At 63.9% G+C, this 13,821-nt stretch carries 14 protein-coding genes and 1 tRNA gene; 12 read left to right on the forward strand and 3 right to left on the reverse strand.

The window, feature by feature from the left end; translation table 11 throughout:
• Positions 1-104 precede the first annotated feature (104 nt).
• Positions 105-1,607, forward strand: a complete 1,503-nt coding sequence (locus M3P36_RS09905; protein ID WP_249703085.1) for a M48 family metalloprotease — start codon at positions 105-107, stop codon at positions 1,605-1,607.
• 100 nt (positions 1,608-1,707) lie between these two features.
• Here M3P36_RS09905 and M3P36_RS09910 read toward each other — a convergent pair whose 3' ends face one another.
• Both M3P36_RS09910 and M3P36_RS09915 read right to left on the reverse strand, forming a co-directional pair.
• Entirely contained in the window at positions 1,708-1,884 is a 177-nt protein-coding gene (locus tag M3P36_RS09910; protein ID WP_249703086.1) for a Flp family type IVb pilin, read from the reverse strand.
• A gap of 93 nt (positions 1,885-1,977) precedes the next feature.
• Positions 1,978-2,163, reverse strand: a complete 186-nt coding sequence (locus M3P36_RS09915; protein WP_249703087.1) for a Flp family type IVb pilin — start codon at positions 2,161-2,163, stop codon at positions 1,978-1,980.
• Between the two features lie 100 nt (positions 2,164-2,263).
• Between M3P36_RS09915 and M3P36_RS09920 the strand changes: the two genes are divergently transcribed.
• The 6 genes from M3P36_RS09920 to M3P36_RS09945 all read left to right on the forward strand — a co-directional run bounded on the left by M3P36_RS09920 (position 2,264) and on the right by M3P36_RS09945 (position 6,987).
• A complete protein-coding gene (locus M3P36_RS09920; RefSeq protein ID WP_249703088.1) occupies positions 2,264-2,653 on the forward strand; it encodes a (deoxy)nucleoside triphosphate pyrophosphohydrolase in 390 nt (129 codons plus the stop codon).
• A 47-nt stretch (positions 2,654-2,700) separates the two neighbouring features.
• Positions 2,701-2,777, forward strand: a tRNA-Arg gene (locus M3P36_RS09925).
• A 215-nt stretch (positions 2,778-2,992) separates the two neighbouring features.
• Positions 2,993-3,481, forward strand: coding sequence for a hemerythrin domain-containing protein (locus tag M3P36_RS09930; RefSeq protein ID WP_249703089.1), 489 nt, complete (start codon positions 2,993-2,995; stop codon positions 3,479-3,481).
• Positions 3,482-3,505: 24 nt separating this feature from the next.
• Entirely contained in the window at positions 3,506-5,044 is a 1,539-nt protein-coding gene (locus M3P36_RS09935; protein WP_249703090.1) for a phospholipase D-like domain-containing protein, read from the forward strand.
• The gene (gene folE / locus M3P36_RS09940; protein WP_249703091.1) at positions 5,041-5,649 is read left to right on the forward strand and encodes a GTP cyclohydrolase I FolE; all 609 of its coding nucleotides are present in this window, start codon (positions 5,041-5,043) and stop codon (positions 5,647-5,649) included. The genes M3P36_RS09935 and folE overlap by 4 nt, the downstream gene beginning before the upstream one ends.
• A 45-nt stretch (positions 5,650-5,694) precedes the next feature.
• Positions 5,695-6,987 (forward strand): UDP-N-acetylglucosamine 1-carboxyvinyltransferase, encoded by a 1,293-nt coding sequence (locus M3P36_RS09945; RefSeq protein WP_249703092.1) that lies wholly within the window; start codon positions 5,695-5,697, stop codon positions 6,985-6,987.
• Between the two features lie 63 nt (positions 6,988-7,050).
• Here M3P36_RS09945 and M3P36_RS09950 read toward each other — a convergent pair whose 3' ends face one another.
• A complete protein-coding gene (locus tag M3P36_RS09950; RefSeq protein WP_249703093.1) occupies positions 7,051-7,533 on the reverse strand; it encodes a peroxiredoxin in 483 nt (160 codons plus the stop codon).
• Positions 7,534-7,802: 269 nt separating this feature from the next.
• Here M3P36_RS09950 and ahcY point away from each other — a divergent pair, with 269 nt between their 5' ends.
• The 5 genes from ahcY to M3P36_RS09975 all read left to right on the forward strand — a co-directional run bounded on the left by ahcY (position 7,803) and on the right by M3P36_RS09975 (position 13,806).
• Positions 7,803-9,209 carry an adenosylhomocysteinase gene (ahcY, locus tag M3P36_RS09955; RefSeq protein WP_249703094.1) on the forward strand — a complete coding sequence of 469 codons (1,407 nt, stop codon included), beginning with the start codon at positions 7,803-7,805 and terminating at the stop codon, positions 9,207-9,209.
• A 109-nt stretch (positions 9,210-9,318) separates the two neighbouring features.
• On the forward strand, positions 9,319-11,661 hold the full coding sequence (locus M3P36_RS09960) for a sensor histidine kinase (protein WP_249703095.1): 2,343 nt from the start codon (positions 9,319-9,321) through the stop codon (positions 11,659-11,661).
• Positions 11,658-12,101, forward strand: a complete 444-nt coding sequence (gene tsaE, locus M3P36_RS09965; protein WP_249703096.1) for a tRNA (adenosine(37)-N6)-threonylcarbamoyltransferase complex ATPase subunit type 1 TsaE — start codon at positions 11,658-11,660, stop codon at positions 12,099-12,101. The genes M3P36_RS09960 and tsaE overlap by 4 nt, the downstream gene beginning before the upstream one ends.
• The gene (locus tag M3P36_RS09970) at positions 12,098-13,090 is read left to right on the forward strand and encodes an aminoglycoside phosphotransferase family protein (RefSeq protein WP_249703097.1); all 993 of its coding nucleotides are present in this window, start codon (positions 12,098-12,100) and stop codon (positions 13,088-13,090) included. Before tsaE ends, M3P36_RS09970 begins: the two co-directional genes overlap by 4 nt.
• Positions 13,087-13,806: a nucleotidyltransferase family protein gene (locus M3P36_RS09975; RefSeq protein WP_249703098.1), complete on the forward strand. Its 720-nt coding sequence runs from the start codon at positions 13,087-13,089 to the stop codon at positions 13,804-13,806. Before M3P36_RS09970 ends, M3P36_RS09975 begins: the two co-directional genes overlap by 4 nt.
• Positions 13,807-13,821 lie beyond the last annotated feature (15 nt).

Here is a 13,821-nt window from a genome sequence, read left to right on the forward strand (position 1 = left end):
CTTTGCACCCGGCGCGGAACGAAAGCGCGCTCTACCGGTTTGTTTTCCGATCCCGATCTGGCAAAGATGTCAGGCCATAAGGGATAAAAATTCGGGGAACAGCCATGCCTTCTGTCACACATAGCCACCTGTCGCGTTTCACCAAGCTGGCGCTGGCGGGGTCCGCTGCCTTGTCGCTTGCCGCCTGTGCCACTGTGCCGGGTGCTGGCATAGCACCGGGATCGCCGATTACCGCAGCCGAAGCGCAGCAGGGCGCGCAGTACCACCCCCAGTTTATTGCCGAATTCGGCGGCCAAATGACCGGCCCCTATGCGCAGTATGTCGAAAGCGTAGGCCAGGGTATTGCAGTACAGTCCGGACTGGCGACGACGCCCGGGGCGTTCAATGTCACGCTGCTTAATTCCTCGGTCAATAATGCCTTCGCGGTGCCGGGAGGCTATGTCTATGTGACCCGCCAGCTCGTCGGCCTGATGAACAACGAGGCGGAACTGGCCGCTGTGCTTGGCCACGAAGTCGGCCACGTTGCCGCGCGGCATTCGGCCCGGCGACAGGCGGCAGCGCAGCGTAACCAGCTTGGCGGGCTCGGCGTCGCCATCCTGTCGAGCGTCCTGTTGGGCGGTGACAATCCGCTCGGCCAGCAGATCGCCGAGACAGCGATGCAGGGATCGCAGCTGCTCACCCTGTCCTATTCGCGCGGGCAGGAGATCGAGGCCGACAACCTTGGCGTCCAGTACCTGACCCGGGCGGGCTACGATCCGCGCTCGATGGCCACCTTGCTGCAGAGCCTGGCGGCGCAGAACTCGCTCGATGCGCAGCTTCAGGGCCGCAACGATGCGACAATGCCGGCCTGGGCCTCGACCCACCCCGATCCCGCCAGCCGGGTGCAGAATGCCCTGGCACAGGCCCAGGCGACCGGCGCGGGCGGCGTAACCAACCGCGAGGTCTTCATGCGCCGGATCGACGGGTTGACCTATGGCGACGATCCGGCCCAGGGCGTGATCGAGGGCAGCCAGTTCATCCATCCCGACCTGCGGCTGAGCTTCACCGCGCCGCAGGGCTTCTACATGGTCAACGGCACCAGCGCAGTCTCGATCAACGGCGATGCGGGGCGGGCGCAGCTGACGACGGCAGCTTTTGACGGCAATCTGGAGAACTATGTCCGGACCGCGTTCCGCACACTGGGTGGACAGCAGCAGCAACTTGCGCCGCAGAACATGCAGCGCACCACTGTCAACGGCATCCAGGCAGTGTTCGGTGGTGCCCGGGTCAACAACGGACAGCAGGAAGTGGACGTGACGGTCTTCGCCTACGATTTTGGCGGCGGCAGGGCCTATCACTTCGCGGCCATTACCCCGGCGGGGCAGGCGGGCGTATTCAACTCGATGTACAATTCGATGTCGCGCATCACTGCCCAGCAGGCGGCGCAGGTGGTTCCCCGGGTGATCGACATTGTCACCGCCGCGCGCAGCGATACGGTGCAGACCCTGGCGCGGCGCATGGCCTATACCGATGCGCAGGAAGCGCGTTTCCGCGTGCTCAACGGAATGTCGGGCAGCGATGCGGTAGTGCCGGGTCAGCAGTACAAGATTGTGGTCCGGTCGAACTAGTTGGCGGAAGTTTGGCTTGTTCGAGATAGCGGACAAAGGAAGGGGCGGCAGGTTTCCCTGCCGCCCCTTGATTTTTTGGCTTTGAACTAGCCTTAGATCGTTATTCGGCAGTCGCGGCTTCGAGTTCGCCCGACACTTCATTGAAGGTGTTTTCGAGCTCGCCGCCCACGCCGTTCAGCGCGGTGATGGCAGCAACGGCGATCAGAGCAGCGATCAGGCCATATTCAATGGCGGTGGCGCCGGCTTCGTCGCGCAGCATGTTCTTGAAGAAGGTCATGATAGTCTCCTGGTTTTCAGTCTTCGGTACCCGATCCGACCCAGTTTCCCGTCCGGACGAATTGCGTTTTAAATACGATGTGTTGATAAATTACTAAAGGTCTCGGGCGTTCTGGACATTGGTCTCAATGTCGTCGAACATGTCATTGGCCTCATTGGCGAACGTTGAAAGCGCGCCCATCATGGCAATAACGATCAGGCTTGCGATCAGACCGTATTCAATAGCAGTTGCGCCACTTTCGTCGCGCAGCAAGCTCTTGATGATGGCAATTCCCGACATCAGGTGGATCCCTCGTACAATCTGCTACCTGCGATTTTCGCATTTAATTGCTAACGAATGGTTGAGAGGCATGCCGAGGGTGGAAAGTAATCCGACATGGATGGCAGTCGTGGCCCTGGCATTGCGGGACGATGCCGGCCGCCTGCTGCTGCAACGGCGCCCCTCGCACAAGCATCACGGCGGCCTGTGGGAATTCCCCGGTGGCAAGGTAGAAACCAAGGAAACTCCGCGACTTGCGCTGGTGCGGGAGATTGCCGAGGAGCTCGGGATCGCCATCGAAGCCAGTTCACTTTCGCCGCTCCTGGTGGCGGACGAAGGGGTCGGGGGGCGGGTTGTCCTGTTTCTTTACAGTGCCACTTGCTGGAGCGGTCCGATCGTGCCGCACGAAGGGCAGGAGTGGGGCTGGTTCGCAGCGAGAGAGGCCGCTGCGCTGGACCTCGCCCCGATGGATCGCGACCTGCTGGCGAGAATGTCCACTTCACCCCGATAGCCTATTGCCAAGCCCACCCAGCCCCCTTATGTGGCCCCCTCCAATGCGCGCCCGTAGCTCAGCTGGATAGAGCACCAGACTACGAATCTGGGGGCCGGAGGTTCGAATCCTTCCGGGCGCGCCAACACAAAAGCCCGTTCCCGCAAGGGAGCGGGCTTTTGTGTTGGTGGGTCACAGAAGGTTCGAGCTTCGGACTCGGAGGCGCGCAGCGCCGGAGAGGGGCGGGAGCGCAGCGACCGTCTCAATCCTTCCGGGCGCACCCCCTCCTTTTGGCCATGCGCGGAACCTTGCCCGCGGTCTCCGGTTCTAACCCAAGATAAGCAACCAGGGGACGCACCCGTGACCAACACAGACATTTTCGCCCGCCTCAAGGAAGATCATGATCGCCACCGCGCATTGCTGCGGTCGATTGAACGGGCGGAGGGCGACAACGACAAGCGCGTCGAACTGTTCGAGCAGTTTACCATCGAGGTGAAAGCCCATGCCGCCGCCGAGGAGCAGGCGCTTTATTCCACGATGATGCGCAAGCCCGCCACCACCGACGAAACACGCCATTCGGTGGCAGAGCACCACGAGATCGAGGAAATGCTCAACGACCTTGCGGCGACCGAACCCGGGACTGAAGACTGGGATGACAAGTTCGGCGATCTGCAGCACGATTATCTGCATCACATCGACGAGGAAGAAGAAGATCACTTCCCCGACTTCGACAAGCACCTGACTGCCGAGGACGAGGAGCACATGCGGGCGGTATTCGATCGCCGCAAGAAAGCCGAGAAGGCCGAGGCGAAGATTACGCCCGAAAAGCTCGAGGACGCCAAGGACTGATACAGCAGGGAAGGGGGCACAAACTTGCCATCAGATAATGCCGATGCCTCCGTGGACGAGGCCGGCTCGGTCGAACCCGGGGTGTGGCGCTATGCCCGCGCCACCCGGGCGACGCTGGTCATCGATGGCGAGGACTACTTTGCCCGCATCCAGCAAGCCATGCTCAAGGCGCGCCAGCGGATCCTGCTGATCGGGTGGGATTTCGACACCCGTATCCATCTCGCGCAAGGTCGGCGCTGGTGGCACAAGGGCACGAAGCGGGAATATCCACGCCGGCTCGGCAGTTTCATCCCGTGGCTGGCGCGGCACAATCCCGACCTCGAAATCCGCATCCTCAAGTGGAGCATCGGGGTATTCAAGTTCTTCTCGCGCGGGACGATGATGCTCGATCTGGTGCGCTGGGCACCGCACAGGCGGATCGATTTCAAGTTCGACACCGCCCATCCTGTCGGCTGCAGCCATCACCAGAAGATCGTGGTGATCGACGAGTGTTTCGCTGTCTGCGGCGGAATCGACATGACTGCGGGCCGCTGGGACACGCGCGAGCACCTTGAGCACGATCCCAACCGCCAGTCGCCCGGCGGCGGATACTGCGGACCGTGGCACGACGTGGCGATGATGATGGAAGGCGAGGTGGCCACTGCTCTTGCGGATCTGGGCCATTCCCGGTGGGAACACGCGGGCGGCAAGAAGCTGCATCGCTGCAGCATACCTCAGGACAGCGCCTGGCCCGATGGTCTGTCGGCGGACTTCGAGAACGTCGAGATCGGCATCGCCCGCAGCCGTGCCGAACATGGCGGCCTTGCTCGCATCGACGAGGTTGAGGAGCTGTTCTGCCGCCAGATCGCCGAAGCGCGGCATTTCATTTATGCCGAAAACCAGTACTTCGCCAGTCGCGCCATCGGCGAAGCCATCGTCAAACGGCTGGCAGAGCCCGATCCACCCGAAGTGGTGATCGTCCACCCCGCCAACGCCGATGGCTGGGTGGAGGAACTGGCGATGGACTCGGCCCGCGCCACCCTGCTCGAAGCCATCCGCGCCGCCGATGTGAAGCATCGATTCCACATCTACTCACCATATTCCGGCGACACGCCGATCTATGTCCATGCCAAGCTGATGGTGGTGGACGACAAGATCCTGCGGGTTGGTTCGGCCAACTTCAACAACCGTTCGATGGGCCTCGACAGCGAGTGCGACGTGTTCATCGATGCGCGGCGGCCGGGCAACGATCATGCCTCCGCCGATATCCGCCGCTTGCGCTTGTCGCTCCTTGCCGAACATTGCGGGGCGGAACTCGACGAGGTGGAGCGGCTGATCGACCAGGCAGGGTCGATGGCGGGGATGATCGCGGCGCTGGGGGACAAGCCCGGCTGCCGCCTGCGCCCGTTCCATCCCCCGCAGAACGGCGAGCTGGCCGCCTTGCTGGCCGAGAACGAAGTGCTCGACCCCGAGCATCCCGACCAGATGTTCGGATTATCTGACCGCAGGCGTGGCCTTTTGCGTCCGGGAAGCCTATTGGCGAGGGCCAGAGACAGACTGGCAAGGAAAAGACACAAGAAATGAGCAGCCTGGTCGGGCCGGACGAAGACGATCCGCGCGGCAAGCCGAAAGTCCCGGACGATGTGCAGGACGCAATCCGCACGCTTATCCGCTGGGCAGGGGACGATCCCGAGCGCGAGGGCCTGCTCGATACGCCGGCCCGCGTGGCGCGTGCCTGGCGCGAATACTGCCAGGGCTATGGCGAGGATCCCGCGCACCACCTGTCCCGCGTGTTCGAGGAAGTGGGCGGCTATGACGAGATCGTGCTGCTGAAGGACATCCCGTTCCAGAGCCATTGCGAACACCACATGGCGCCGATCATCGGCAAGGCGGCGATTGCCTACCTGCCGACCAACCGTGTCGTCGGCATCTCCAAGTTGGCCCGCGTGCTGCATGGCTATGCCCGGCGGCTGCAGATCCAGGAACGGCTGACCGCCGAAGTGGCGCAGTGCATCTGGGAGCATCTTTCGCCCAAGGGCGTGGCCGTGGTGATCGAGGCGAGCCATGCCTGCATGACCGCGCGCGGCGTACGTACGCCAGGTGTCAACATGGTCACCAGCCGGGTCATGGGCACTTTCCGGCGGGACGAGAAGAGCCGCCAGGAAGTCCTGAAGCTGATGGGCTATTGATGCTGCGCGGGTTCGCAACACGACAAGCATAGTGAAAGGCATGGAATGACAGCGCTGTATGTGCGCGGGGGCCAGCGGCTCCAGGGCAGGATCGAACCTTCGGCCAACAAGAACGCAGTGCTGCCGGTGCTGTGCGCAACCCTGCTCACCGATGCGCCGATTATCTTGCGCAACGTGCCCGAGATTACCGACGTGTCCCGCATCCATGATTTCTTCGCCGAACTGGGCACTACGGTGCACTGGGACAAGGCAGCCAAGACGCTGGAGATCGACCACTCGACGATTTCATCAGGTGCCCGCGCCACCCTGCCGCAGGCCATGCGTGCAAGCATCATGATGATCCCCGGCCTGCTCGCCCGGCTGGGCGAAGCGCGGCTGGAGAACGAGGTCAAGGGCTGCACGCTTGGCGCGCGCGAGATCGATCCGCACGTGGCCGTGTTCAAGGCCTTCGGAGCCGAAGTGTCCAATGAGGACCGCAACATCGTCTTCCGCAAGCGCGGGAAGGGCGAGGGGACACGGATGTGGCTGGAATATGCCAGCGTCACCACGACCGAAAACTTCATCATCAGCGCGCTGACCGCCAATGGCACCAGCCAGATCGTCAACGCCGCCTGCGAGCCGCACGTGCAGGAAATGTGCGCCTTCCTCGAAGCCATGGGCGCGCGCATCCGCGGCAAGGGGACATCCATGGTGTCGGTCGATGGCGGCGTGGAACTGCACGGGGCGGATTACACATTCGTGGAGGATTTCCATGAGGTGGCGACATTCCTCGCGCTCGCCGCAGTCACCGGCGGCGATGTGTCGGTGCGCAATTCGCAGCCTGAAAACTTCATGCTGATCGACCAGACCTTCGCCAAATTTGGCGCCCATGTGGAGCACAAGGACGGTTTTTCCCGGCTCCAGGCACCTGACGAGCTGGTGGTGCAGTCGAACTTCACCAGCCACCTCATCACCAAGGTGGAGGCCGCGCCCTGGCCCTATATTCCGGCTGACCTGCTGCCGATCTTCATTGCGCTGGGCGTCAAGGCCAAAGGCCAGACGATGTTCTGGAACAAGGTCTATGAAGGCGGCCTTACCTGGCACACCGAACTCGCCCTGTTCGGCGCGCACACCCTGCTGTGCGATCCGCACCGGCTGATTACTTTCGGCGGCAGCCGCCTGGTGCCCGCCACGGTGACCAGCCCCTATATCATCCGCGTGGCCATCGCGATGCTGATGGTGGCCGCCTCCATCGACGGGGAATCGACCATCCTCGACGCCGACCCGATCCGCCGCGCCCATCCCAACTTTGTGCCCAACATCGATTCGCTGGGCGTGAATGTGGAATGGGAAAGCTGAGCACCTGACACAAAAAAGGGCGCCTCGCCGGGCGCCCTTTTCCTTGGTCGCTTTCAGGCAGGCTTAGAGCTGGCCGAGCATATGCTCCGCGCTCGAGACCTTGAATTCGCCCGGGCCTTCGACATTCACTTCCTCGACCACGCCATCGTTGACGATCAGCGAGTAGCGCTGGCTGCGGTGCCCCATGCCGAAGCCGGTGAAATCGGCATCGAGGCCCAGCGCCTTGGCGAAATCGCCATTGCCGTCGGCCAGCATGGTGATGTCGTCAGAGCCGCCGCTCTTGTTCCAGGCGCCCAGCACGAAGGCATCGTTGACTGCGGTGCAGGCGATCTCGTCAACGCCCTTGGCCTTCAGGTCGGCAGCCTTTTCGACAAAGCCCGGCAGGTGCTTGGCCGAACAGGTGGGGGTGAAGGCTCCCGGCACGGCGAACAGGGCCACTTTGCGGCCGGCGAAGAAATCGCCGCTTTGCACCTTGTCGGGGCCGTCTGCGGTCACTTTGACCAGCGTTACGTCGGCGGGAAGCTTGTCGCCTTTGGAAATCGTCATGTGTCGGATCCTCCTGTTCTGGGATGGATTGGGAGATAGGCCATGCTGGTTCTGGCGCAAGAGGCAAGACCGCGCCGCCAGCATGGTGCGCGGGTTCGGAGACAACGGGAAGACAGGCGATCCGATCCCGCCCTTGCGGGAAGCAGGGGCAAAGGGCGGGGGTTGTCCGGATGCACCGCGCGCTCTATGTGCACTTGCGAACAACGCGTTGCATGGAGCCCCGGCGACGCTTCACCCCAAGACCATCGATTCTGACAGGAGAAGTGTACGTGGCTACTGTTGCTGCCGAAAAGGACTACATCGTCAAGGATATCGCGCTGGCCGAATATGGCCAGGACGAGATCAACATCGCCGAAACCGAGATGCCCGGCCTGATGGCCCTGCGCGACGAATTCGGCGCGGCCAAGCCGCTCCGCGGTGCTCGCATCACCGGTTCGCTGCACATGACCATCCAGACCGCCGTGCTGATCGAGACGCTGGTGGAACTGGGCGCCGAAGTGCGCTGGGCCACCTGCAACATCTTCTCCACCCAGGACCACGCCGCCTCGGCGATTGCCGCCAAGGGCATTCCGGTGTTCGCCGTGAAGGGCGAGAGCCTGGCCGAATACTGGGACTATGTCGGCAAGATCTTCGACTGGGGCGATGACGAAACCTGCAACATGATCCTCGACGATGGCGGCGATGCCACCATGTTCGCGCTGTGGGGCGCACGGGTCGAAGCTGGCGAAGACCTGTTCGAGCCGTCGAATGCCGAGGAAATCGAATTCGTCCGCGCTCTGAAGGACTTCCTCCAGAAGAAGCCGGGCTACCTCACCCAGACGGTCAAGAACATCAAGGGCGTGTCGGAAGAGACCACCACCGGCGTCCACCGCCTGTACCAGATCGCCAAGAGCGGCAAGCTGCCGTTCCCGGCAATCAATGTGAACGATAGCGTGACCAAGTCGAAGTTCGACAACCTCTATGGCTGCAAGGAATCGCTGGTCGATGCCATCCGCCGCGCGACCGACGTAATGCTGGCTGGCAAGGTCGCCTGCGTGGCGGGCTTCGGCGACGTGGGCAAGGGCTCGGCCGATTCGCTGCGCCAGGGCGGCGCACGCGTGATGGTGACCGAAATCGATCCGATCTGCGCTCTGCAGGCGGCGATGGAAGGTTATGAAGTTGTCACCATGGAAGAGGCGATCCAACGCTGCGACATATTCGTCACCGCCACCGGCAACGAAGACGTGATCACCGCCGAACACATGATGGCGATGAAGCCGATGAGCATCGTGTGCAACATCGGCCACTTCGATAGCGAAATCCAGATTTCGGCCCTGTCGAACTACACCTGGAAGGAAATCAAGCCGGGCACGGACCTGGTGACTTTCCCCGATGGCAAGTCGATCATCATCCTGGCGCAGGGCCGCCTGGTGAACCTGGGCTGCGCCACCGGCCACCCCAGCTTCGTGATGAGCTGTTCCTTCACCAATCAGGTGCTGGCGCAGATCGAACTGTGGCAGCGCGGGCATGACTATTCGAAGGAAGTCCACATCCTGCCCAAGCACCTTGATGAAAAGGTCGCCGCGCTCCACCTCGACAAGCTGGGTGTGAAGCTGACCCAGCTGTCGAAGAAGCAGGCCGACTATATCGGTGTGCCGCTGGCAGGCCCGTACAAGCCCGATCACTACCGCTATTGATCGCATTGGCGACGCAAGACGGCGGGCGTTCCCTACTAGTTGGGGAACGCCCGCCGTTTGCGTGTCTGGCCCATTGCATCCCTGACGCTGCGCTCATAGCTGTCAGGTCATGGAATTGTCCCCCGCCGCCCTTGCGCTGATCGGCCTGCTGCTGGCGGGCTGGACCTTTGGCGCGGTATGGGTGGTGGTGGCAGCGCAAAAGCGCGCGCGGCAGGCGCGGGCGGCTCGCTCCACCGCGCGGCGGCTGTCCCGGATGATCGACGATTCCCCGGCCATCCCGCTGCTGGTGCGCAGCGATGGCAGGTTGGAAGGGCCCGAGCGGCTGGCGGCCTGGCTTGGCCTGCCGAAAATGCCCGGTTTCCTGTCCGAACTCGACGGTGACACCATGGGCCTGCAGAGTGAAGACCTTGAACAGTTGCGCGAAGCGGTGCGCCGCACGCAGAAGACCGCTGCACCGTTCCGCATGGTCGTCACCCCGCGCGGTTCGCAGAAAAGCCTCGCCGTGCGCGGGCAGCAGGCCGATCCGGCAGTCGCTCCGCCCGGTTCGGCGCTGGTATGGTGGTTCGACTTTTCCGAAAGCCAGGGCGAACTGGCCCGCCTGCGTGCCGAGACCGCCCGCGCCCGCAACGATTTCGCCGCTCTGGTCGGCCTGATCGAGGCGGCGCCGATGCCGATGTGGTTCCGCGGCCCCGACATGACCCTGCGGCTGGTCAACAGTGCCTATGTCAGGGCGGTGGAGGCCGAGGATGCCGAGGCAGTGGTCCAGCAGCAGATCGAGCTGGTCGAAGAGGTCGACGGGCTGACTGCTGCGCAAATCGCCAGCCAGTCGCGTGACAAGGATCTGCCGATAGAGCGGATCGTCCAGGCAACCGTGGGCAACCAGCGCCGCGCCCTGCGGGTGTCGGACCTGCCCCTGGGCGCAGAGGGCGTGGCCGGATACGCCATCGACATCGAGGAAATGGAAGAGCAGGGCCGGGCCTTCAAGGCGTTCCGCGATGCGCAGATTTCCATGCTCGACCAGTTGTCGGTGGGCGTGGCGCAGTTCGACGCGGAGAGGCGGATGGTCTTCGCCAACCAGCCGTTCAAGCGCATTTTCGCCCTGCCGGCCGCAGTCCAGATCGACCTGCCCGATTTCGACCGCTTCCTTGATCTGGCCCGGGACAAGCAGCGCCTGCCCGAAGTGCGCGATTTCCCCGCATGGCGGCGCGAGCTGGCGGCGTGGTTCCGGCGCGATGCCCCGGTGGAGGACGCCTGGAGCCTGTCGGACAACACCCACCTGCGTATCGTGGCGCAGCCCTTGCCCGATGGCGGGCTGGTGCTGGTGGCGGAAGACCGGTCGGAACAGCTCGCCCTGTCGGCCACGCGCGATACCCTGCTGCGCACCCGCACCGCCACCTTCGACAGCCTGTTCGAATCGCTCGCCGTCTTCGCGCCCGATGGCCGGATGCAATTGTGGAACCGGCGCTTTCCCGAAGTCTGGGGTATCGAGCCCGAATTCGTTGACGAGCATCCGCATGTGGACCGCCTGCTTGACCGGATTACCGAGGTGCTCGCCCGCCCCGGCCAGCGCACGGCTATCGGTGATGTGGTGCGCTCGGCCACGCTTGACCGCAGGCAGCGAGGGGGCAGGGTGCTGCTGTCCGACGGGCGCACGCTGGAATTTGCCGGGGTTCCGCTGCCCGATGGCAATGGCCTGCTCACCGTGCTCGACGTCACCGACAGCACCAAGGCAGAGGCCGCCCTGCGCGATCGCAACACCGCGCTGGAGGAGGCCGACGCGGTCAAGACGCGGTTCCTCGCCAATATGAGCTACGAATTCCGCACGCCGCTCACATCCATCGGCGGCTTTGCCGAGCTGCTGCAATCGGGTGTGGCTGGCGAATTGAGCGCGCAGGGCAAGGACTATGTCGGCGCGATAATTTCGTCGGTCGAACGGCTGACGTCGCAGATCGAAAGCGTGCTCGACCTGACGCAGAGCGAGGCTGGACTGTTACCGATTGCGGCGGAGGAAGTGGACCTGCTGTCGTTCGTCACCAACGTGGTGCGCGAGCGCGAGGAGGCGATCGAGGCCAAGGACATCGCCGTGGACCTGCGCGGCGACAAGAGTGCGGGTTCGGTCATGGCCGACAAGCGCCAGTTGGGCCGGGCCATCGGCAACATCCTGGACAATGCCATCACTGCCGTTCCCACCACGACCGGTCGCATCCTGGTCATGCTGGCGCGCAGGAAATCGGGTGTGCGGATCGTGGTATCGGACAACGGACCCGGTCTGCGCCCGGGCGAGCTGGCGCGCGCTCTCGATGGGTATGGCCTGGCAACAGACGGCAGCGGCAAGGAGAAGCGCGGCCTCGGCCTGCCGCTGTCGCGCCAGTTGATCGAGGCGCATGGCGGCAAGCTTGATATCCAGTCGGAGAAGGGAGCGGGCACTACCGTGACCATTAGCCTGCCGTGATCGTGGACCTGCCCGATCTCGCCGCAATGGAGGCCTTCGGTGCGCGCATCGCGGCGCAGTTGCGGGCGGGTGACGTGGTGGCGCTGACGGGTGGCCTCGGCGCGGGCAAGACCACGCTGGGCCGCGCGGTACTCTCCGCGCTCGGTCACACTGGCGAAGTGCCGTCGCCCACTTTCACCATCATCGAGACCTACGATCCGCCTGCTGTCCGCCTGCCGGTGGTCCACGCCGATTTCTACCGGCTTAAAAGCCCGCGGGAAGTGGAGGAGATCGGGCTTGACGACTATCGCGACGGCGCAGCGCTGCTGGCGGAATGGCCTGATCATGCGGGCGGCTTCGCGCATGAGCCTTCCTGCCTGTCAATTGCCCTCGAAATCCACCATTCCGGCAGGCGGGCGATTGTGGAAGGTGGCCCGGATTGGCTAGGGCGCATGCCATGAGCGATAGTCTGCCCGCGGGCCTCGATTCCTTTGTTGCCGCAGCCGGATGGCCGGGCGCGGCGGTGGAGCCCCTGCCGGGCGATGCCAGCTTCCGCCGCTACTTCCGCCTGCGCCAGGGTGGCGGGGAGACCGCCATGCTGATGCACGCGCCGCCGCCGCACGAAGATCCCGGCCCCTTCCTCCATGTCGGTAAGTGGCTGCTCGATCATGGCATGCGGGCGCCTGCCATCCTGGCCGAGGATGCAGCGGCTGGGCTGGTGCTGATCGAAGACTTTGGCAATGACCGGATGCGCGACTGGCTGGATGTGAACCCGGCGGCGGAGGCGGATACCTACAGCGCGGCAATCGACGCGCTGGTGGACCTCCACCGCTGTCCGCCCGGGCCCTTCGCGCCTTACGACATGCCGACCTACCTGCGCGAAGTGCGGCTGTTCACCGAATGGTTCTGTCCCGCCGCCGGTATCGCGGTGCACGAAGCGGCGCACGATGCGGCGTGGGAACAGGCGCTCGCCCCGCTGCTTGACCGGCAGCAGCCCGGGGTGACAGTGCTGCGCGATTACCACGCGGAGAACATCATGCTGCTGCCCGATAGCGACCAGGGCCTGATCGACTTCCAGGATGCTCTGGTGGGCCATCCGGCGTACGATCTTGTGTCGCTGTTGCAGGATGCGCGGCGCGATGTGTCGCTCGAACTGGAAGCGGCCATGCTCGAACATTACCTGTCGCGGGTGGATGCCGGGCCGCAGTTCATCGCCGACTATGCGCTGCTGGGTGCCCAGCGGAATGCCAAGATCGTGGGCATCTTCACCCGCCTGTGGCAGCGTGATGGCAAGCCGCGCTATCTCTCGCTGATCCCGCGCGTGTGGGAAGCGATGGAGCGCGACCTGGCGCATCCGGCGCTGGCCCCGGTCGCGGCATGGTTCGATGCCAATGTACCGGCGGAATGGCGCGAGCGGCGCGGTGCCGGATTGAGTGGGGAGCCGAAGTGACCAAGCTGGCCTCCGATACCGCAATGGTCATGGCCGCAGGGCTGGGCAAGCGGATGCGGCCGCTCACCGCCAGCCAGCCCAAGCCGATGGTGCGGGTGGCGGGCAAGCCGATGATCGACCATGCGCTCGACCGCCTGACCGAAGCCGGAATCGCCCGCGCCGTGGTCAATGTGCACTACTTCCCCGATGTGCTCGAAGCCCACCTGGCGGAACGCAAGCGGCCCGCCGTGACCATTTCCGACGAGCGCGTGCAATTGCTCGAAACAGGCGGCGGGCTGGTGAAGGCGCAGGGCCTGCTGCCCGATCCGTTCTTCTGCCTCAACAGCGACAACCTTTGGCTTGATGGACCCAAGAACACTTTTGCCGACCTCTCGGCGCGGTGGGACCCGGACCAGATGGACGCGCTGCTGCTGCTGGTGCCGCACAAGGGCGCGCTCAATTTCACCGGCAAGGGCGATTTCCATATGGATTCGCGCGGGCGCCTGAAGCGGCGGCGTTCTGGCTATGTCGCGCCCCATATCTTTACCGGCATCCAGTTGGTATCCAAGCGCCTGCTGCGCGATGCGCCTGACGGGCCATTTTCAACCAATGTGCTGTGGGACCGCGCGATCGAGGAAGGGCGGCTCTATGGGCTGGCCTTTACCGGGCGCTGGTTCGAAGTCGGCACTCCCGCAGCGATCAAGCCGACCGAACTGGCGTTGACCGATGGCCTCTAGCGTCCGGCCTATCTG

This window comes from Altererythrobacter sp. KTW20L (genome assembly GCF_023501975.1).
In the GTDB taxonomy this organism is placed as follows: Bacteria; Pseudomonadota; Alphaproteobacteria; order Sphingomonadales; family Sphingomonadaceae; genus Alteraurantiacibacter.